Genomic DNA, 19,388 nt, shown 5'->3' with positions numbered 1-19,388 from the left:
TTCAGAGGAGTTCGGGTGAAACAGGTTGTACAGAACTACAAGAGCGGCGAGCTGGCGGTACTCGACGTTCCGGTACCGGGGTGCAAGCCGGGCGGTGTGCTGGTCCGCAGCGCCTTCTCGCTGATATCCACCGGGACCGAGCTGATGAAGGTGTCCGAGGCCGGCATGTCGATGCTGGGCAAGGCCCGTTCCCGCCCTGACCAGGTGGCCAAGGTCATGCAGAGCGTGGCCACCAACGGGGTGCCCGCCACCTACCGCAAGGTGATGGGCAAGCTGGACTCCTACACGCCGCTGGGCTACTCGCTGTGCGGGGTCGTCGAGCAGGTAGGCACGGGGATCGACGACGTGAAGGTCGGCGACCTCGTGGCCTGCGCCGGCAACGAGCACGCGTTGCACGCCGAGCTGAACTGGGTGCCGAAGAACCTCTACGTCCCGGTGCCGGACGGCCTCGCACCTCGGCACGCGGCCTTCGGCACCGTCGGATCGATCGCGTTGCAGGGCGTGCGCCGCGGCGAGCCGCAGCTCGGCGACGTGGCGCTGGTCATCGGGCTCGGGCTGATCGGGCAGCTGGTGGTGCAGCTCCTTGCCGCCTCGGGCGTCCGCGTCGTCGGGGTCGACCCCGACGGCGTGCGCTGCCGGCTCGCCGAGCGCCTGGGTGCCGCGGCCTGCGGCGATCCCGCGTCGGCCGCCGTGGAGGCTGCCGTCGCCGAGCTGACCGACGGTCACGGCGTGGACCAGGTGTACCTGGCCGCCGGCGGCGGCAGCAACCAACCCGTCGAGCTGGCTGCCCGGCTCTGCCGGGACCGCGGCCGGGTCGTCGACATCGGCAAGTGCCGCCTGGACCTGCCGTGGAACGCGTACTACGAGAAGGAACTCGACGTCCGGTTCTCGCGCAGTTACGGCCCCGGGCGTTACGACCCGGAGTACGAGCTGGAGGGGCGCGACTACCCGATCGGCTACGTGCGCTGGACCGAGCGCCGCAACCTGGCGTGCTTCCTCGATCTCGTCGCCCGCGGCCGCGTCGACGTGGAGCCCCTGGTCTCCCACATCGCCGACTTCGATGACGCGGTCGACACGTACCAGCGCCTGAAGGACGGCGAGTTGAAGGCCGTGGCCGTGCTGTTCCGGTACCCGGAACAGGCGGCGGACACGGGGGAAGCGGCGGCCCCGGTGGTGGCCGTGCCCGCGGTGGCTGTGTCCGCCAAAAGCATGAAGCCGAGTCCGGCCCGCGCCACCAGGACGCCGGTGAAGCTGGCGTTCGTCGGCGCGGGAAACTACGCGACGTCGATGCTGCTGCCGCACCTGGCACAGCGCGACGGCGTCGAGTTGTCGACCGTCGTCACCACGACCGCTCTGTCCGCGGCCAACGCGCAGCGGAAGTTCGGCTTCGCCGAGGCGACCACCGATCTCGACGCCGTGCTCGGCGACAAGTCCATCGACGCGGTGTTCGTGGTCACCCGCCACAGCTCGCACGCCGAACTGACCCGCAGGGCGCTGCTGGCCGGCAAGACGGTGTTCGTGGAGAAGCCCCTGGCCCTCACCGAGGACGAGCTGGCCGGCGTACTCGCGGCGGTGGAGGAGTCCGGCAACGACCGACTGCAGGTGGGCTTCAACCGCCGGTTCGCACCGCTGCTGCAGGAGGCCAGGAAGCGGTTCGGCGCCCGGACCGGTCCGGCGAGCCTGCGCTACCTGGTCAACGCGGGCCGGCTGCAGCACGGCAGCTGGTACCTCCAGCAAGGCACCGAGGGCTCGCGGTTCGCCGGCGAGGGCGGGCACTTCATCGACACGGCGAGCTGGCTGCTCGACGCCGACCCGGTCTCGGTGTACGCGGTCGCCACGTCCGGCAACGACGACCTGCAGGTCGTGCTGCGCTACCCGGACGGGTCCACCGCCACCATCAGCTACGTCACCACCGGCGCGCCCGGCTTCCCCAAGGAGACGCTGGACCTGGTCGCGGACGGCAAGGTGCTGCGGCTTGACGACTTCGTCCGTGCCTCGGTGTACAGCCGTAAGCGGTGGGTCAGTTCGCGACTCCCCAAGGCCCGGGACAAGGGCCAGTCCGCCGAACTGGCCGCGTTCGTCAAGGCCGTGCGGACCGGCGGGCCGATGCCGGTGCCGCTTCAGTCGCTGGTCGCCACCACGTCGGCCACCCTCGCCGTGCAGGCCGGCCTGGCCGGCGGCGCGCCGGTGACGTTGGCGAGCGCTCGATGACCATGAGCGCGGGCTGGTACCTGCGGAGGCTGTCCCGGATGGGACCGCGGGAGGTCGGCGGCCGGGTGGGCGACGCGGTGCGCAGGCGGCGGTGGCGGTCGGCGCGGCCGGGCTGCCCGAGCGTGACCGGCGCCCGGTTCACCGCGGCACTGCCCGCGGGGACGATCGCCGCGGTGCCACCGGACGCCGCGAAACGTCTCATCGCCGAGGCGGACCGGCTGATGGCCGGGCACGCCGAGTATTTCGGGGTGGACCGCGACGACCTGGCCGACCCGGACTGGTGGTACGACCCGAAGACCGGGCGCCGGGCTCCGTGGGGCTACGCCTTCGACGTGCCGTACCGGAACGAGGACGCGGTCGGGGACATCAAGCAGATCTGGGAGCTGTCCCGGCATCAGTACCTCACCGTGCTCGCCGCCGCCTACGCGATCACCGGGGACCAGCGGTACGCCGAGCGAGTGGCCGAGCACCTGCGGTCGTGGTGGGCGGGCAACGCGCCGCTGCGTGGAGTGCACTGGACCAGCGGCATCGAGCTGGGGATCCGGCTGCTGTCCTGGGTCTGGATCCGTCGGCTGCTCGACGGCTGGCCGGGCGCGGCCGGGCTGTTCGAGGGCAACCCGGTGGCGCTGAACCAGATCTGGCACCACCAGCGCTGGCTGGCCGCCTTCCCCAGCCGGGGGTCTTCGGCGAACAACCACGTCATCGCAGAGGCCGCCGGGCAGTTCGCCGCGGCCTGCGCGTTCGGGTGGTTCCCCTCCTCGGCGCGCTGGCGAGCCGGCGCGCTGCGGTCGCTGGAGCGGCAGCTGCGCAGCAACACCTTTGCCTCCGGCCTCAACCGCGAGCTGGCCACCGAGTATCACGGACTGGTGCTGGAACTCGGCCTGGCCGCGGTGGCCGAGGCGGACGCCGCCGGCGTGCCGGTCCCCGCGTCGATCCGGCTGGTGCTGCTGCGGATGACCGACGCGCTCGCGGCCGTCGTGGACAGCCGGCTGCGGCCGCCGCGCCAGGGGGACGCGGACGACGGACACGGTCTGATCGTGGACGGCGCGGGCACCGACCGCTGGGCATCGCTGCTGGCCACCGGGGACGCCGTGTTCGGCCGGCTCGCCTGGTGGCCGACGGTGACCGGCACCGACGTACGCACGCCACTGCTAGCCGCACTCATCAAGCCCGGTGAACCGGCCGTGAAGCGCCCGGCGAGCCGGCCGGCCCATTTCGCCGACGCGGGCATGACCATCCTGCGGGCTCCGGCGGGGACGGCCGAGATCTGGTGCCGCTGCGACGGCGGCCCGCACGGATTCCTGTCCATCGCCGCGCACGCCCACGCGGACGCGCTGTCCGTGGAGGTCCGGCACGACGGGGTCGACGTGCTCGCCGACCCGGGGACGTACTGCTACCACGGGCAGCCCGAGTGGCGGCAGTACTTCCGGTCGACCCTCGGCCACAACACCCTGCAACTGGACGGCGCCGACCAGTCCGTCTCCGGCGGCCCGTTCCTGTGGACCCGGCATGCTCAGACCCGCGTCCAGGTCGCGGACGTGGCCCACTGGTGCGCCGAGCACGACGGCTACCAGCGCTCCGTGCACCGCCGCCGGGTGGAACTGACGGCCGCGAGCCAGGAGCTGAGGGTGGTTGACGAGGTCCGCGGCCGACACAGCCCGCGCCGGGCCGTGCGTCTGGCGTTCCACCTCGGCCCGGCGATCGCCGCGGACCTGGCGGGCAACCGGGCAGTGCTCACCTGGACCCGGGACGGCGAGGACCGCTCCGCGGTACTCGACCTGCCGGGGCAACTGTCCTGGCAGGCGCATCGCGGCGAGAGTGACCCGCCGCTGGGCTGGTACTCCGCCGGCTTCGGGCGCAAGGAACCCGCCACCACGCTGGTCGGCACCGGCTTCGCCGACGGCGCGGAGGGGTTCACCACCGTGCTCAGGTTCCGCGGTTAGGGGGGAAGGACGCGTGGGGATCAAGTGGCGGCGCTGGGCGTTGCCGGCGGCAGCGCTGGCGCTGGCCCTGCCGGCGGCGACCGGCTGTGAGAGCACGCCGGGCGCACGGCCGAAGCCGAGCGGTGCGCCGGCCACGTCCGTGGCCGGGGTGCCGTCCACGCCCGTGGCCCGAGTGTGCGCCAAACCCGCGGCCGGGCCGGCGAAGGCGCCGGCGGGCGCGGTGACGGTCGACCCAGCGGTGGCCGGTGACCTGGCTGCGAAGACCAGGAGCAGCCCCCCGAACACCACGTTCTGGCTTCGACCGGGCAAGCACAGGCTCGAGCCGGACCGCTACGCCCAGGTCACCCCCAAGGAGGGGGACAGCTACCTCGGCGCGCCGGGCGCGGTGCTCGACGGCCGGAAGACCAACCAGTACGCGTTCAGCGGCACCGCCCGCAACGTCACCATCCGCTATCTGACCGTGCAGGGTTTCGTCGCGCCACAGAACGAGGGCGTGGTCAACCACGACTCGGCCGACGGGTGGGTGATCGAGCACGCGACGATCCAGAACAACTCCGGCGCCGGGCTGATGGCCGGTGCCCGCCAGCAGGTCCGCGCCAGCTGCCTGCGCGACAACGGCCAGTACGGCATGAACGCGTACAAGGCCACCGGCCGTATCAGCGACCTGGTGGTCGAGGGCAACGAGATCGTGGGCAACAACACCGGCGACTGGGAGCGCCGGCGGAAAGGCTGCGGCTGCACCGGAGGCGTCAAGTTCTGGGCCGTCAACGGCGCCGACGTACGCGGCAACTGGGTGCACGACAACCGCGGAACGGGGTTGTGGGCGGACACCAACAACAACGACTTCCTCATCGAGAACAACGTGCTGGAGGCCAACGACGGTGCCGCGCTGATCTACGAGACCAGCTACAACGCGGTCATCCGGAAGAACACGATCCGGCGGAACAACTGGGTCGAGGGCCGCAAGGAAGCCGACCGCGGCGACAACTTCCCGTACGCGACCGTCTACCTGTCCGAGTCCGGCGGCGAACCACGGATCCGGGCCCGCACGGACAAGATCGAGATCTACCGGAACGTGCTGGAGAACAACTGGTCCGGGATCACCCTGTGGGAGAACGCCGACCGGTTCTGCAACAGCCCGGCCAACACCTCGTCCGGTGACTGCACCTTGCTGGTGAAGAACACCCACCGCTGCGCACAGCCGGCGATCGCCAGGGCACCGCTCTACGCCGACTGCCGGTGGAAGACCCAGCGGGTGGACATCCACGGCAACCGCTTCGTGCTGGACGAGTCCGTCGTCAAGTGCACGGAGAAGTGCGACCGCATGGCGGTGCTGGCCAACTACGGCACCTATCCGGACTGGTCGCCGTACCAGGGCGAGCGGGTGGCCGACGCGATCACGCAGAAGCAGCACAACCGCTGGCACGACAACGTCTACGTCGGACCATGGGAGTTCGTCGCCTACGACCCGAGCCGGATACTCGACTCCGGACAGTGGCAGAGCACGCCGTACCGGCAGGACGCGGGCAGCACCTTCCGCGCACGGGACGGTGGTTGAGGTGGGCGCGGACCACACGCCGAAGATCGTCGGGACAGTCTGGGGGCTGCTGGTCCTCAACACGCTCGGCTCCGCCGGGGCGAAGACCATCGTCCCGCTGCCCCGTTCCCTCATCCAGATGGTCACCATGGGCGCGCTGGTCGCCGCGTTCGCGCTGGCGCTCGTGGTCAATCGCCGGCTGCGCGTCCGAGCCAGCGCCTACGTGTTCCTGCTGACCCTGCTGCTGGTGGCGAGCGTGATCTCCAGCGCAAACCTGGAGTCCGGGTTCGGCGCGCTGTTCCGCTGCGCCCGGCTGGCTCTCTTCGTCGGCACACTGTGGCTGCTCAGCCGCTGGTGGGACGGCGGCCTGACGTTCGTCCGGCACCACATCCGGATGTACTTCGCGGTGCTCGGATCGGTGGCCGCAGGCCTGGTCGTCTCACCGGGCGCGGCCCTGCCCGACCTCTACGGCGGACGCCTTGTCGGCGCGCTGTGGCCGCTCACCCCGCCGCAGATCGGGCAGTACGCAGCGGTGATCATCGGGCTCACCGTGCTGCTCGTACTGGGCCGCCGGACCGACCGGGCCGGCGCCGCGGTGGTCATCGCGCCGTCATTCGTGCTGCTCGCGCTGACCCATACCCGGACGGCCACGCTCGGCCTGTTCATCGGGTTGGCGTTGGCGATCGGCTCGCTCATCCTGACCAGCGCCGCAGCCCGCCGGTTCTTCACCTGGACGGTGCTGTGCGCCGCGGTGGCCGCGGTGGGGTTCGCCTCCGCGCTGCAGTCGTGGTTCCTGCGCGGACAGAGCAAGGAGAACTTCTCCAGCCTCACCGGTCGGGCCAAGGTCTGGGACGCCCTGCTGGCTGCGCCCCGGTCGGTCTCGGAGAAGTTGTTCGGCGTGGGGCTGGGCGACAAGTCGTTCGGTGGGCTGCCGATCGACAACAGCTGGCTGGCCGTCTACAACGAGCAGGGCCTGATCGGCGTCACCCTCGTCGCGGCGATCATCATCGTGCTGGGCGGCGTCGCGTTGCTGCGGCCACCGTCGCTGCAGCGGGCCTGCGCGATCTTCCTGATCAGCTACTGCGCGATCGCGTCGTACACCGAGGCCGGTCTTGGCGACGCCTCGCCGTATCTGCTGCATCTGGCCGTGGCCGCCTCGCTGCTGGCGACTCCTGCCGCGGCCACTCCCCTCCCGGCGCCCGAAGTCCCTCAACGACGCATCCCGAGATGGGCCCGCAGATCGGAGGTGATCTGAGCATGCACATCCTCGTGGTCCACAACCGCTACGCCTCGGCGCAGCCTAGCGGGGAGAACAAGGTCGTCGACCAGGAGGTGGCGCTGCTGCGCGGGGCCGGCCACCGGGTCGACGTGTTCGAGCGGCGCAGCGACGACATCGCCGCCCGGTCCCTGCCGGGCAAGGTCGCGGTGCCGCTGCTGGTGCCGTGGAACCCGGCGGTCCGTGCGGAGCTGGCCGCCCGGCTTCGCACCGAGCGGCCGGACGTGGTGCACGTCCACAACGTCTTCCCGCTCCTGTCGCCGGCGGTGCTTGCCGCCTGCGCCGACGCCGGCGTGCCCGCCGTCGCCACGCTGCACAACTACACCCAGGTCTGCCCGCCCGGCACGCTGCAGCGGGACGGCCGGCCGTGCACCGAGTGCGTCGGGTCCACGCCGCTGCCCGCCGTCCGGCACGGCTGCTACCGCAGCTCCCGCCTTGCGACGGTGCCGCTCGCCGTCAGCCTGTCGGTCAACCGGCGCCGGTGGTGGTCCGGCGTGGAGCGGTTCTTCTGCATCTCCGCGGCGCAGCGCACCGTCCTGGTGCGGGCCGGCATGCCGGCCGAGCGGCTGGCGGTGAAGCACAACTTCGTGCCCGACCCGGGCACTTGCCGAGTCGGTGCCGGCGAGCATCTGCTCTATCTCGGCCGGCTCGCGGAGGCCAAGGGCGTGCGGCTGCTCATGGCCGCGTGGGACGAGATCGCAGCGAGCGACGGGGTGGGCGTGCCGCTCGTGATCGCCGGCGCGGGGCCACTGGAGCGAGAGGTGACCGCCTGGGCGGCGGGCCGGGACGACGTGCGGTACGTCGGGCTGTACGACGCGGCGGAGTGCCGGAAGGCCGTCGCGCGGTCGGTCGCCGTGGTGGCTCCCTCGACCTGGCTGGAGGCATTCGGCCTCGTGGTCGTGGAGGCGATGGCGGCCGGGGTCCCGACCGTCGCCGCCGGTCACGGCGCCTTCGTCGAACTCGTCGAGGACGGGGTGACCGGGCTGCTGCACCAGCCGGGCGAACCCGCCTCGCTCGCGTCCTGCCTGCGCCGGATCACGGCCGAGTCGTACCGCAACCGGGAGATGGGACAGGCGGCCCGGCGCCGATACGAGCAGGGGTTCAGCCCGGCCGTCGGCCTTGAGCGCCTGGTGGAGGAGTACCGCACCGCGATCGCGGGTCGGACGGAATCAATGGGGGGCAGCAGATGACACGATGCCGACTCTGCGGCTCGGCGACGCTGGCGAGCGTCGTCGATCTCGGGGCGACGCCACCGTGCGAGAGCTTTCTCGCCTCGGACGAATTGGATCAACCGGAGCCCGCGTACCCGCTGCATCTGCGGGTCTGCACCGACTGCTGGCTCGCGCAGATCCCGCCGCTGATCACGCCCGAGGAGACGTTCAAGGAGTACGCGTACTTCTCCTCGTTCTCGACGTCCTGGGTGGAGCACGCGCGCACGTTCGTCGCCGACGCCGTACAGCGCCTTGCTCTCGGCCCCGAAGCCTTCGTGGTAGAGGTCGCGAGCAACGACGGGTACCTGCTCAGGCACGTGGTGGACCGCGGGATCCGCTGCCTCGGCATCGAGCCCTCGGTGAACGTCGGCGCGGCGGCGCGGGACGCGGGCGTGCCCACGCTCACGGAGTTCCTGGACCCGGCCACCGGCGCCGACGTCCGCGCCGAGCACGGCCCGGCGGACCTGGTCGTGGCCAACAACGTGTACGCGCACATCCCCGACGTGGTCGGGTTCACCCGGGGGCTGCGCGCCCTGGTCGCCGACGACGGCTGGGTCTCCATCGAGGTGCAGCACCTGCTGACCCTGATCGAGGAGAACCAGTACGACACGATCTACCACGAGCACTTCCAGTACTACACGGTCGCGTCCGCGACCCGGGCGCTGGCGAGCGGCGGACTCGCACTCGTGGACGTCGAGTTGCTGCCGACGCACGGCGGCTCCATCCGGCTGTGGGCACGGCCGGCCGAGGTGGCCGGCGAGCCGACCCGCCGGGTGGCCGACGTGCTGGCCCGGGAGAAGGCCGCGGGGCTGCAGGAGCTGTCCGGGTACACCGAGTTCTCCGCCCGGGTGGCCAAGGTGCGCCGAGATCTGCTGCGGTTCCTCATCGAGGCGGCCGAGCGCGGCGAGACGGTCGTCGGCTACGGCGCCCCGGGCAAGGGCAACACCCTGCTCAACCACTGCGGTATCCGGCCCGATCTGCTCGCGTACACGGTCGACCGCAACCCGTACAAACACGGCCGGTTCACCCCGGGCACCCGCATCCCGATCCTGCCGCCCGAGCAGATAGCCGCCGACAAGCCGGACTACGTCCTCGTCCTCCCGTGGAACCTGCGGGCCGAGCTGGTCGAGCAGCTGTCCTTCGTGCACGACTGGGGCGGCCGGCTGGTCTTTCCCATCCCGGAACTGAGCATTGTCGAGGTCGCGTCTTGAAAGAGGTCACAGCATGAAGGTCGTTCTGTTCTGCGGCGGTTACGGGATGCGCATGCGGAGCGGTGCCGCAGACGACGTGCCCAAGCCGATGGCGATGGTCGGGCCGCGACCGCTGATCTGGCACGTCATGCGCTACTACGCGCACTTCGGGCACACGGAGTTCATCCTGTGCCTCGGCTACGGGGCTCACCACATCAAGGACTTCTTCCTCAACTACGAGGAGACGACGTCCAACGACTTCGTGCTGCGGGGCGGGCGGACCGAGCTGCTGTCCACCGACATCGCCGACTGGACGATCACCTTCGCGCAGACCGGCATCGAGTCGCCGATCGGGGAGCGGTTGCGCCGGGTGCGGCACCACCTGGACGGCGACGAGATGTTCCTCGCCAACTACGCCGACGTGCTCACCGACGCCCCGCTGCCGGAGATGATCGACCGGTTCGCCCGGCGCGACGCCGGTGCGTCGATGATGGTGGTGCCGCCGCAGTCCTCGTTCCACTGCGTGGAGCTGGGCGAGGACGGCCTGGTGGGGGGCATCACCGCGGTGAGCGAACTGCCGCTGTGGGAGAACGGCGGCTACTTCGTGCTTCGCCAGGAGGTCTTCGACCACATACCGGAGAACGGGGACCTGGTCGCCGACGGATGCGCCCAACTGGCCAAGCGCGGCCGCCTGGTGGCGCACCAGCACCGCGGCTTCTGGAAGCCGACCGACACCGTGAAGGAGCGGGCCGCGCTCGACGACGCCTACGCCCGGGGCGACCGCCCGTGGGCCGTGTGGGAACGGGACATCGTCGGAGCGAGGGCGTGATCCGGCTCGGGGCCGGGCGCCCGGACCGGATCGTCGCGGTGGGCGCGCACTGCGACGACATCGCCATCGGCGCCGGCGGCACGCTGCTGACGCTGTGCCTCGCGCGACCGGGCATCCGCGTCGACGCGCTGGTGCTCTCCGGCGGCGGCAGCGAACGGGAGCAGGAGGAGCAGGCCGCGCTCGCCGCCTTCTGCCCGGGCGCCGACCTGCGGCTCACTGTGCACAAGGTGCCGGACGGCCGGCTGCCCGCGCACTGGGAGGAGGCCAAGGCCGCGGTCGAGGAGCTGCGCGCCCAGACCGAGCCGGAACTCGTACTGGCCCCGCGCACCGATGACGCGCACCAGGACCACCGCGGCCTGGCGCAGTTGATTCCCACCGCATTCCGCGACCACCTGGTCCTCGGCTACGAGATCGCCAAGTGGGACGGCGACCTCGACCGCCCGGTGGCGTACCAGCCGCTGTCGCCGGAGATCGCCGAACAGAAGGTACGGCTGCTGCAGGAGCACTACCCCTCGCAGCGGCTCCGGCCCTGGTACGACCGGGAGGCATTCCTGGGCCTTGCCCGGATCCGCGGCATCGAATGCCACGCGCGCTACGCCGAGGCGTTCGCCGTCACCAAACTCACGCTCAATCTGGGGGGTTGAACCTTGCGCGTACTACTGACCGGACACCAGGGCTATCTGGGCACCGTGATGGCCCCGGTCCTCACGGCCGCCGGGCACGAGGTCGTCGGCCTTGACGCCGGCCTGTTCGCCGACTGCGTGCTGGGCGAGCCGCCCGCCGACCCCCCGGGGCATCGGGTGGACCTGCGCGACGTCACGGCCGAACACGTGGCGGGGGTGGACGCGGTGATCCACCTGGCCGCGCTGTCCAACGACCCGCTGGGATCGCTGGCGCCGGAACTCACCTACGACATCAACCACCACGCGTCCGTCCGCCTTGCCCGGCTGGCCCGCGACGCCGGAGTGCGGCGCTTCCTGTACGCGTCCACCTGCTCGGTCTACGGCGCCGCAGGCGGCGACAACCTGGTCGCCGAGGACGCCCCGCTGCGCCCGGTGACGCCGTACGCGGAGTCGAAGGTGCGGGTGGAGGACGACCTGCACGCGCTGGCCGACGGCGACTTCACCCCGGTGTTCATGCGCAACGCCACCGCCTTCGGCTACTCGCCCCGGCTGCGCGCCGACATCGTGCTGAACAACCTGGTGGGCCACGCGCTCCTGTCCGGCGAGGTGCTGGTGCTCTCCGACGGCACCCCCTGGCGCCCGCTGGTGCACGCCGCCGACATCGCACGGGCCTTCGCGGCCGCGCTGACCGCGCCGCGCGAAGCGGTGCACGACCGGGCGTTCAACATCGGCAGTGAGATCAACAACGTCACGGTCGCAGAGATCGCCGAGCAGGTCGCCGAGGCGGTGTCCGGCTCGAAGGTACGGATCACCGGGGAGACCGGTGCCGATCCGCGGTCGTACCGGGTGGACTTCTCCCGGTTCCGCACGGCGATCCCCGGCTTCGACTGCGAGTGGACGGTGAAGCGGGGCGCACTCGAACTCGCCGACGCCTACCGGAAGTTCGGGCTGACCAGGGAGGACTTCGACCGACGCTTCACCCGCCTTGCCGTGCTGCGCGCGGCGTACGACGCCGGCGCCGTCGACGACACCCTGCGGTGGCGCCGATGACCGACGCCGGCGAAGAGATGTACGCCCTGGTGGAGCGGTTGTACCCGCTGTGCCGGAGCATCACCGGCGACGGTGTGCGCGCCACCCTGGAGATCGTCGGCGAGTACGTCCCGCTGCAGGTGCACGAGGTGCCGACCGGGACTCAGGTGCTCGACTGGACGGTGCCTCAGGAGTGGAACATCCGGGACGCGTACATCGCCGACACCGCCGGCCACCGGGTCGTCGACTTCACCGCGTCCAGCCTGCACGTGCTCGGCTACAGCGTGCCGGTGTCGGCGACCATGCCGCTGGCCGAGCTGCGCGAACACCTGCACACCCTGCCGGACCACCCGAGTTGGGTGCCGTACCGCACGAGTTACTACAAGCCGGAGTGGGGGTTCTGCCTGGCCCAGGAGACCTTGGACGCGCTGCCGGACGGCGAGTACGAGGTGCGCATCGACTCCACACTCGCGGACGGCCACCTCACCTACGCCGAGCATGTGGTCCCCGGGCAGGTCCCCGACGAGGTGATCGTCTCCTGCCACGTCTGCCACCCGTCGCTGGCCAACGACAACCTGGCCGGCATCGCGGTGGCGACGTTCCTGGCGCGGGCGCTGGCCGAGCAAACGCCGTACTACACCTACCGGTTCATCTACGCGCCCGGCACCATCGGGGCGATCACCTGGCTGGCCCGCAACGCGGAGCGGGTGGACCGGGTCAAGCACGGCCTTGTGCTGGCCTGCGCCGGGGACCCGGGCCGGTTGACGTACAAGCAGAGCAGGCGCGGCGACGCGGAGATCGACCGGGTGATGCGGCACGTGCTGGCCGCATCCGAACGCCCGCACCACGTCACCGAGTTCACTCCGTACGGCTACGACGAGCGGCAGTTCTGCTCGCCCGGGTTCGATCTCGGCGTGGGCTCGCTCACCCGGACCCCGTACGCCGGCTACCCCGAGTACCACACCTCGGCGGACAACCTGGACTTCGTCTCCCCGCAGGCGATGGCGGACACCCTTGCAGTCTGCCGCGAGGCGTTCGCCGTCCTCGACCGCAACCGGCGGTACCTCAACCTCAGCCCCTACGGCGAACCACAGCTGGGCCGGCGTGGGTTGTACGACTCGCTCGGCGGCCGCAGCGACGCGAAGCAGGCCCAGATGGCCATGCTCTGGGTGCTCAACCTCTCCGACGGCGAGCACAGTCTGCTGGACGTCGCCGAGCGGTCCGGGCTCCCGTTCGACACCGTCGCCGCCGCGGCCGGTGCTCTGCGCGGCGCCGGGCTGATCAAGGCATGACGCCGATGACCATCGAGGGGGAGAATCCGCAGACAACGGCGCCACCGGCCGGCTCCGCCCGGCGGGCCCTCGTCGGCCGGCTCTCCTGGGGACTGGCCGACCAGGCGGCCTCCAGCATCAGCAACTTCGTGGTGGGCATCTACGTGGCCCGCTCGCTGGGGCTGACCGCGTTCGGCGTGTTCAGCCTGGCCTGGGTGACCTACGGCGTGGTGCTCAACGTCTCCCGCGGCCTTGCCACCGACCCGCTCGTGGTGCGCTTCAGCGGCGTGTCGGAGGCGTCCTGGCGCGGGGCAGTGGCCCGGTCGTCGGGTACCGCGCTCGGCGTCGGTGCAGCCATCGGCGCGGTGTGTCTGGTGGCCGGCCTCGCTCTCGGCGGCCGCGTGGGGCCCGCGTTCGCCTGCCTCGGCGTCATGCTGCCGGGGCTGCTGCTGCAGGACGCCTGGCGGTTCTCGTTCTTCGCCGCCGGCACCGGGCGGAAGGCGTTCGTCAACGACGTCATGTGGGGCATCGCGCTCGTCCCGGCCATGGTCGTGGCGGCCCGCGTGGGCAGCGTGGCCGCGTTCGTGCTCGCCTGGGGCGCGTCGGCCGCGGTGGCCGCCGGGTACGGCTACCTCCAGTCCGGGATCCGGCCCCGGGTGACCGAGGCGCGCGGGTGGCTTCGCGAACAGCGCGATCTCGGCTACCGGTACCTGGTCGAGAACGTCAGCCTCAGCGGCGCGAGCCAGCTGCGGGCGTACGGGCTCGGCGCGATCGTCGGGGTCGGCGCGGTCGGTGCGGTGCGGGGCGCCGAGCTGCTGATGGGCCCCTTCCTCGCCGTACTGATGGGGCTGTCGCTGGTCACCGTCCCGGAGGCGGCACGGGTGCTGCGGCAGGCCCCGCAGCGGCTCGGGAAGTTCTGCCTCCTCCTCGGCGGCGGGCAGGCCGCCGCCGCACTGTTCTGGGGCGGGGCGCTGCTGCTGATGCCGGACCGGCTCGGCGAGCTCGTGCTCGGCGGAGTCTGGCACTCCGCCGCACAGCTCATCGTGCCGATCACCCTCGGCGTCGCGGGCGCGGGCCTCGGCACCGGCGCGGCGGCCGGGCTGCGCGCGCTCGGCGCGGCCCGGCGCAGCCTGCGCTGCCAGCTGTTCGCCTCCGCCTGCTACGTCAGCGGCGGGCTCGGCGGGGCGGTCGTGGCCGGCACGGTCGGCTCGGCCTGGGGCGTCGCCGCCGCGACCGTCAGCGGCTCGGCCGTGTGGTGGCTGCAGCTGCGGTCCGCCCTGCGCGAGCGCCACCACCATCCCATCCCCGAAGTGAGGACCTCATGACCGCCCGACCCAGGCTGAGCATCGGCCTGCCCGTGTACAACGGCGAGGAGTACCTCGCCGAGTCGCTCGACGCCCTGCTCGGCCAGACCTACGAGGACTTCGAACTGGTCATCTCCGACAACGCCTCGACCGACGGGACCCAGGACATCTGCCGCACGTACGCCGCGCAGGACTCACGCATCCGCTACCTCCGGCTGCCCCGGAACATCGGCGCCACGCCGAACCACAACCGCGTGTTCGCCGAGACCCGCGGCGAGCTGTTCAAGTGGGCTTCGCACGACGACCTTTACGGCCGCGACCTGCTGCGGCGCTGCGTGGAGGCGCTGGACGAGCGGCCGGACGTGATCCTCGCGCACGCCGACCAGGCGGTCATCGACGGCACCGGCCAGGTGAAGGTCCCCTACGAGTACACGCTCGCCACCGACTCACCGCGCCCCCCGGAGCGCTTCCGCAGCCTGCTGTTCGAGCCGGGTGGCGACGACTTCTACGGGGTGATGCGGGCCGACATGCTGCGCCGGGTGAAACCGATGGACAGCTACCACCACGCGGACCGCACGTTCGTCGCCGAGATCACCCTGCACGGGCGCTTCCACCAGGTGCCGGAGCTGCTGTACTTCCGCCGCGACCACCCCACCCGCGCCGAGCGGGCGAACCCTTCCAAGCGCTCCCGGTGCGTCAACCTGGACCCGCGCCGGGCAGGCCCGCTGCATCCGACGCCCCGGCTGCTCGCCGAGTACATCTGGGGCTTCGCCTCGGCGGTCCGGCGGGCGCCGTTGTCCCCGGCCGACCGGCGCGCGTGCTACCGCCACCTGACCGCGTGGATGACCAGCCGGGTCCGGCCGGGCGCCGGCGAGCGGGTCGAGGACCGCGCCCCGGTCGACCCGGCCCTGCTCACGGTCTCCGTCGACGCCCTCGTCGCCGGCCGTGAGGGTCGTATGGGAGGGCAGGCATGACGTCCGCGGACGAAACTCCGGTGCGCGTCGGGGTGTTCGGCCTGCTCGGCTCCGGCAACCTCGGCAACGACGGGTCGCTCGAAGCCGTGCTCGGGTACCTCCGCGCCGAGCACCCGGAGGCGGTCGTGGACGCCCTGTGCGGCGGGCCCGAGGCTGTGACGACCCGGTTCGGGATCCCCGCCACGCGGCTGCACTGGAACCGCGCGGAGTACCGGACCGCGTCACGTGCGGGCGCGATCGCGGCGAAGGGTCTGGGCAAACTCGTCGACGTCTTCCGCACCGCCGCATGGGTGCGCCGGCACGACGTGGTGATCGTGCCGGGCATGGGCGTCCTGGAAGCCACGCTGCCGCTGCGGCCGTGGGGGTTCCCGTACGCGCTGTTCCTGCTCTGCGCGAGCGGCCGGCTGCTGGGCACCCGGGTCGCGCTGGTCAGCGTCGGCGCCGCCGAGATCGGCAACCGGCCCACCCGGGCCCTGGTGCGCTGGTCGGCGCGGCTGGCCGCGTACCGGTCGTACCGGGACGCCCAGTCCCGCGACGCGATGCGGGCGATGGGCGTGGACACCGCGCGCGACGAGGTCTACCCGGACCTCGCGTTCGCCCTGCCGGCACCGCCGGCGAGCACACCCTCGGGCTCGCCGGGCCCGGTCTGCGTCGGCGTCATGGACTTCCACGGCGGCAACGACGACCGCGCCCGGGCCGAGGAGATATACCGGCGCTACCTCGACGGGACGATCCGGTTCGTCCGCGCGCTGGTCGAGGAAGGCAGGCCGGTCCGGCTGCTCACCGGCGACGAGTGCGATGCGTCGGTGGTCGCCGCGATCCTCGACGCGGTGGACTCACCGCTGGTCACCGCTGCCGAGCCGGCCTCACTGGCCGACCTGATGAAGGAGATGGCAGCTGCCGACACCGTGGTGGCCGTCCGCTACCACAACCTGATCTGCGCGCTGAAGACGGGAACACCCGTGCTCGCCCTCTGCTACGCGGCGAAGAGCGACGCGCTCATGGAGCGGATGGGCCTCGGCGCGTACTGCCACCCGGCGCGCGAGGTCGACGCCGACCGGCTGCTCGAACAGTTCCGGGCGCTGGAACAGCGATCGGCCGAGCTGCGACAGACCCTCACCGAGCGGAACCTGGCTGCCGCCCGGCGCCTGGAGCACCAGTTCACCGCCTTGACCACAACCCTGTTCCCGACGACCGGCCACGCCCACACTGTGCGGGAGGCTCCATGAAGGCGACCGAAGTCCCGGCGATCGCGGGCACGTACCTGTTCGAGCCGACCCCGTACGCCGACGAGCGCGGCTTCTTCTGCCGCACCTTCGACGCCGACGTGGTCCGCTCGGTGGGCCTCGACCCGGACGCCTTCGTCCAGGACAGCGTGTCCCGCTCGGTCCGGGGTGTGCTGCGCGGCCTGCACCTGCGCTCCGGTGCCGGCGAGGCCAAGCTGGTGCGGTGCTCGTACGGGAGGATCTTCGACGTGGTCGTGGACCTGCGGCCGGACTCGCCGACCTACCTGGGCCGGGCCTTCTTCGAGCTGTCCGGCGAGACGCAGACGACCCTGTACATCCCGGCGGGGTGCGCACACGGCTTCCAGGCGCTGACCGAAACCGCCGACACCTCGTACCGGATCGACCGCCCGCACGATCCGGCCGAGGACGTGACGATCGCCTTCGACGACCCGGAACTCGCCATTCCCTGGCCCCTGCCGGTCACTTCGATGTCCCAGCGGGACCGGGAGGCGCCGAGCCTCGCCGAGGTCCTGAAGCAAAAGGAGAGTTGAGGCCGGCGTGGACACCGAACACACCGACGGGAACGGCGAGTTCCTCCTGCCCCGGTCGCGACTGGCGAACGAGCGGCTGCACGCCATGATCCCCGGGGGCGCGCACACCTACGCCAAGGGTGACGACCAGTACCCCGACAACCTGGCCCCGGTCATCAGCCACGGCCGCGGTGCCCACGTGTGGGACGTCGACGGCAACCGCTACATCGAGTACGGCTCCGGCCTGCGGTCGGTCAGCCTCGGCCACGCCCACCCACGCGTGATCGAGGCGGTGCGGCGGGAACTCGACCGCGGCAGCAACTTCGTCCGGCCGTCCATCGTGGAGGTCGAGGCCGCCGAACGCTTCCTCGCCACGGTGCCGACCGCCGAGATGGTGAAGTTCGCGAAGAACGGCTCCGACGCCACCACCGCCGCGGTGCGCCTCGCCCGCGCCGCCACCGGGCGCCCGCGGGTGGCCGTCTGCGCCGACCATCCGTTCTTCTCCGTCGACGACTGGTTCATCGGCACCACACCGATGTCCGCCGGCATTCCGGCGGCGACCACCGAGCTGACCGTGTCCTTCCCCTACGGCGACCTGGCCGCCACGGAGGATCTGCTGACTCGCTATCAGGACGAGGTCGCCTGCCTGATCCTCGAACCCGCCACCCACACCGAGCCGCCGCCCGGGTACCTCTCCGGCCTGCGTGAACTGGCCGACCGGCACGGCTGCGTACTGGTCTTCGATGAGATGATCACCGGCTTCCGCTGGTCCGAGGCGGGCGCCCAGGGCATGTACGGCGTCGTCCCCGACCTCTCCACGTTCGGCAAGGCGCTGGGCAACGGATTCGCCGTCTCCGCGCTGGCCGGGCGCCGCGATCTGATGGAGCGGGGCGGGCTGCGTCACTCCGGCGACCGGGTGTTCCTGCTGTCCACCACGCACGGTGCGGAAACACACTCCCTGGCAGCCGCGATGGCCGTGCAGACCACCTACGTCGAGGAGGGCATCACGGCACAACTGCACACCCTCGGCGAGCGGTTGGCCGCCGGTGTCCGCGAGGCCGCGGCCGGCATGGGCGTCGGCGACCACATCGTCGTCCGGGGCCGGGCCAGCAACCTGGTCTTCGCCACCCTCGACGAGAACCGGCAGCCGTCGCAGCAGTACCGCACCCTGTTCCTGCGCCGGCTCCTCGCGGGCGGGGTGCTGGCCCCGTCGTTCGTGGTGAGCAGCGCGCTCGACGACGCCGACATCGATCACACCGTCGACGTGGTGGCCCAGGCATGTGCGGTGTACCGGAAGGCACTGGACGCCGCCGACCCCACCCCCTGGTTGGCCGGACGACCGGTGAAGCCCGTATTCCGCCGCTTGGCGTGAAGTGACCTGACGCGACATGACATGACGTCAGTGACGCTCCCGCCCAACGGCGTCGGCCATCCGATCGACCAGCCAGGCTGTCGCTGGTATCACCGCCAGCGCGGTGCACCAACCGCCGAGGACGTCGGTCGGGTAGTGCGCGCCCAGGGCGACCTGCGCCCAGCCCATGGCGGCGCCGGCAACCAGCGCCGCGGCGAGCACGAGTGACATGCCGGCCGTCCTGCCGAGGCCGAGCCGGCCGGTCGCGGGCAGCGCCACCACAAGGGCGAGCGCGGTGAGGAAGGCGGTGTGCCCGCTCGGATAGGACAGGTTGCCGTCGCCGTGGATGGTGCGTCCCACCAGGTGCTTGAGCAGCGTCGCCGTCCCCACGGTCACGCCAAGACCGGCAACGACGAGCACCGCCGCGCGAGGACGCCGAAGCAGCAGGCAGCCCGTCACGGCGGCCACGACCAGCGTTGCCGCTCCCACGGGCTCCCCCAAGAAGTCCATGGCCAGAGCGACATGCCGCCACGTCGGCCCCACGCCATACACCGCCGCCCAGATCCGCGCATCCACCATGCCGGGCTTGCTGTCGTCGGCATACAGGACCCCGAGCACGACGACCACCAGCGCTGCGAGGGCCGCAATCAGCCCGAGGTGCGGCCCTTCATCCGACCGGTGGGCAGTCATGAATCAGCGCCTTCCTGTTTCCCCTGTTCCAGGCCCTCTTGAAGACTGCCCGGCCTGCATTCGGCGACCTTCCTGTGCCCCGAGCACTTCTATCAGAGCGCCGCGTACCCCGTCCGGGAAACGACGTGCACGACAAATCGGAGGAAGCAGGTTGTGTCCCCCGCGTGCAGCTGCCCGGCAAGAAGGTTTCGCT

General features: G+C 71.6%; 16 protein-coding genes. 15 read left to right on the top strand and 1 reads right to left on the bottom strand.

Annotation, left to right across the window (positions count from 1 at the left end):
• The first annotated feature begins 15 nt into the window (after positions 1–15).
• From ACFY3C_RS41545 to ACFY3C_RS41475, 15 genes are read left to right on the top strand one after another with little or no spacing between them, the layout of a single operon-like run.
• A complete protein-coding gene (locus tag ACFY3C_RS41545) occupies positions 16–2,211 on the top strand; it encodes a bi-domain-containing oxidoreductase (RefSeq protein ID WP_386575253.1) in 2,196 nt (731 codons plus the stop codon).
• Positions 2,208–4,154 carry an alginate lyase family protein gene (locus tag ACFY3C_RS41540; protein WP_390774558.1) on the top strand — a complete coding sequence of 649 codons (1,947 nt, stop codon included), beginning with the start codon at positions 2,208–2,210 and terminating at the stop codon, positions 4,152–4,154. The genes ACFY3C_RS41545 and ACFY3C_RS41540 overlap by 4 nt, the downstream gene beginning before the upstream one ends.
• A gap of 13 nt (positions 4,155–4,167) precedes the next feature.
• Complete coding sequence (locus ACFY3C_RS41535) at positions 4,168–5,712, top strand: right-handed parallel beta-helix repeat-containing protein (protein ID WP_390774557.1); 1,545 nt, start codon at positions 4,168–4,170, stop codon at positions 5,710–5,712.
• 1 nt (position 5,713) lies between these two features.
• Complete coding sequence (locus tag ACFY3C_RS41530) at positions 5,714–6,946, top strand: O-antigen ligase family protein (protein WP_390774556.1); 1,233 nt, start codon at positions 5,714–5,716, stop codon at positions 6,944–6,946.
• A gap of 2 nt (positions 6,947–6,948) precedes the next feature.
• Positions 6,949–8,157, top strand: a complete 1,209-nt coding sequence (locus ACFY3C_RS41525; RefSeq protein ID WP_390774555.1) for a glycosyltransferase — start codon at positions 6,949–6,951, stop codon at positions 8,155–8,157.
• Positions 8,154–9,389 (top strand): class I SAM-dependent methyltransferase, encoded by a 1,236-nt coding sequence (locus tag ACFY3C_RS41520; RefSeq protein ID WP_390774554.1) that lies wholly within the window; start codon positions 8,154–8,156, stop codon positions 9,387–9,389. Before ACFY3C_RS41525 ends, ACFY3C_RS41520 begins: the two co-directional genes overlap by 4 nt.
• A 13-nt stretch (positions 9,390–9,402) precedes the next feature.
• Positions 9,403–10,197 carry a glucose-1-phosphate cytidylyltransferase gene (locus ACFY3C_RS41515; protein WP_390774553.1) on the top strand — a complete coding sequence of 265 codons (795 nt, stop codon included), beginning with the start codon at positions 9,403–9,405 and terminating at the stop codon, positions 10,195–10,197.
• Entirely contained in the window at positions 10,194–10,841 is a 648-nt protein-coding gene (locus tag ACFY3C_RS41510) for a PIG-L deacetylase family protein (RefSeq protein ID WP_390774552.1), read from the top strand. The genes ACFY3C_RS41515 and ACFY3C_RS41510 overlap by 4 nt, the downstream gene beginning before the upstream one ends.
• Before the next feature lie 3 nt (positions 10,842–10,844).
• The gene (locus ACFY3C_RS41505; RefSeq protein ID WP_386575241.1) at positions 10,845–11,870 is read left to right on the top strand and encodes an NAD-dependent epimerase/dehydratase family protein; all 1,026 of its coding nucleotides are present in this window, start codon (positions 10,845–10,847) and stop codon (positions 11,868–11,870) included.
• Positions 11,867–13,141, top strand: a complete 1,275-nt coding sequence (locus ACFY3C_RS41500) for a DUF4910 domain-containing protein (protein ID WP_390774551.1) — start codon at positions 11,867–11,869, stop codon at positions 13,139–13,141. The genes ACFY3C_RS41505 and ACFY3C_RS41500 overlap by 4 nt, the downstream gene beginning before the upstream one ends.
• Complete coding sequence (locus ACFY3C_RS41495) at positions 13,138–14,445, top strand: hypothetical protein (RefSeq protein ID WP_390774550.1); 1,308 nt, start codon at positions 13,138–13,140, stop codon at positions 14,443–14,445. The genes ACFY3C_RS41500 and ACFY3C_RS41495 overlap by 4 nt, the downstream gene beginning before the upstream one ends.
• The gene (locus ACFY3C_RS41490) at positions 14,442–15,398 is read left to right on the top strand and encodes a glycosyltransferase family 2 protein (RefSeq protein WP_390774549.1); all 957 of its coding nucleotides are present in this window, start codon (positions 14,442–14,444) and stop codon (positions 15,396–15,398) included. The genes ACFY3C_RS41495 and ACFY3C_RS41490 overlap by 4 nt, the downstream gene beginning before the upstream one ends.
• A complete protein-coding gene (locus ACFY3C_RS41485) occupies positions 15,395–16,627 on the top strand; it encodes a polysaccharide pyruvyl transferase family protein (RefSeq protein WP_390774548.1) in 1,233 nt (410 codons plus the stop codon). Before ACFY3C_RS41490 ends, ACFY3C_RS41485 begins: the two co-directional genes overlap by 4 nt.
• Positions 16,624–17,175 (top strand): dTDP-4-dehydrorhamnose 3,5-epimerase family protein, encoded by a 552-nt coding sequence (locus ACFY3C_RS41480; RefSeq protein WP_386575237.1) that lies wholly within the window; start codon positions 16,624–16,626, stop codon positions 17,173–17,175. Before ACFY3C_RS41485 ends, ACFY3C_RS41480 begins: the two co-directional genes overlap by 4 nt.
• A gap of 7 nt (positions 17,176–17,182) precedes the next feature.
• Entirely contained in the window at positions 17,183–18,526 is a 1,344-nt protein-coding gene (locus tag ACFY3C_RS41475) for a glutamate-1-semialdehyde 2,1-aminomutase (RefSeq protein ID WP_390774547.1), read from the top strand.
• Positions 18,527–18,553: 27 nt separating this feature from the next.
• On the opposite strand, the gene ACFY3C_RS41470 is transcribed toward ACFY3C_RS41475, so the two are convergent.
• Positions 18,554–19,195 (bottom strand): phosphatase PAP2 family protein, encoded by a 642-nt coding sequence (locus tag ACFY3C_RS41470; RefSeq protein ID WP_390774546.1) that lies wholly within the window; start codon positions 19,193–19,195, stop codon positions 18,554–18,556.
• Between the last annotated feature and the right edge of the window lie 193 nt (positions 19,196–19,388).

Origin of the sequence: Streptomyces sp. NPDC001410, from assembly GCF_042895235.1 — a bacterium.
Classification (GTDB): Bacteria; Actinomycetota; Actinomycetes; order Streptomycetales; family Streptomycetaceae; genus Streptomyces.
Note: the sequence above shows the minus strand (reverse complement) of the source record. Positions and strands in the feature narration are given on the sequence as shown.

Excerpts from the sequence above, each read along its gene's own strand:
- ACFY3C_RS41485 (WP_390774548.1), top strand. The coding sequence starts at position 15,395 with ATGACGTCCGCGGACGAAACTCCGGTGCGCGTCGGGGTGTTCGGCCTG.
- ACFY3C_RS41495 (WP_390774550.1), top strand. The coding sequence starts at position 13,138 with ATGACGCCGATGACCATCGAGGGGGAGAATCCGCAGACAACGGCGCCA.
- ACFY3C_RS41480 (WP_386575237.1), top strand. The coding sequence starts at position 16,624 with ATGAAGGCGACCGAAGTCCCGGCGATCGCGGGCACGTACCTGTTCGAG.
- ACFY3C_RS41500 (WP_390774551.1), top strand. The coding sequence starts at position 11,867 with ATGACCGACGCCGGCGAAGAGATGTACGCCCTGGTGGAGCGGTTGTAC.
- ACFY3C_RS41540 (WP_390774558.1), top strand. The coding sequence starts at position 2,208 with ATGACCATGAGCGCGGGCTGGTACCTGCGGAGGCTGTCCCGGATGGGA.
- ACFY3C_RS41515 (WP_390774553.1), top strand. The coding sequence starts at position 9,403 with ATGAAGGTCGTTCTGTTCTGCGGCGGTTACGGGATGCGCATGCGGAGC.
- ACFY3C_RS41470 (WP_390774546.1), bottom strand. The coding sequence starts at position 19,195 with ATGACTGCCCACCGGTCGGATGAAGGGCCGCACCTCGGGCTGATTGCG.
- ACFY3C_RS41490 (WP_390774549.1), top strand. The coding sequence starts at position 14,442 with ATGACCGCCCGACCCAGGCTGAGCATCGGCCTGCCCGTGTACAACGGC.
- ACFY3C_RS41525 (WP_390774555.1), top strand. The coding sequence starts at position 6,949 with ATGCACATCCTCGTGGTCCACAACCGCTACGCCTCGGCGCAGCCTAGC.
- ACFY3C_RS41520 (WP_390774554.1), top strand. The coding sequence starts at position 8,154 with ATGACACGATGCCGACTCTGCGGCTCGGCGACGCTGGCGAGCGTCGTC.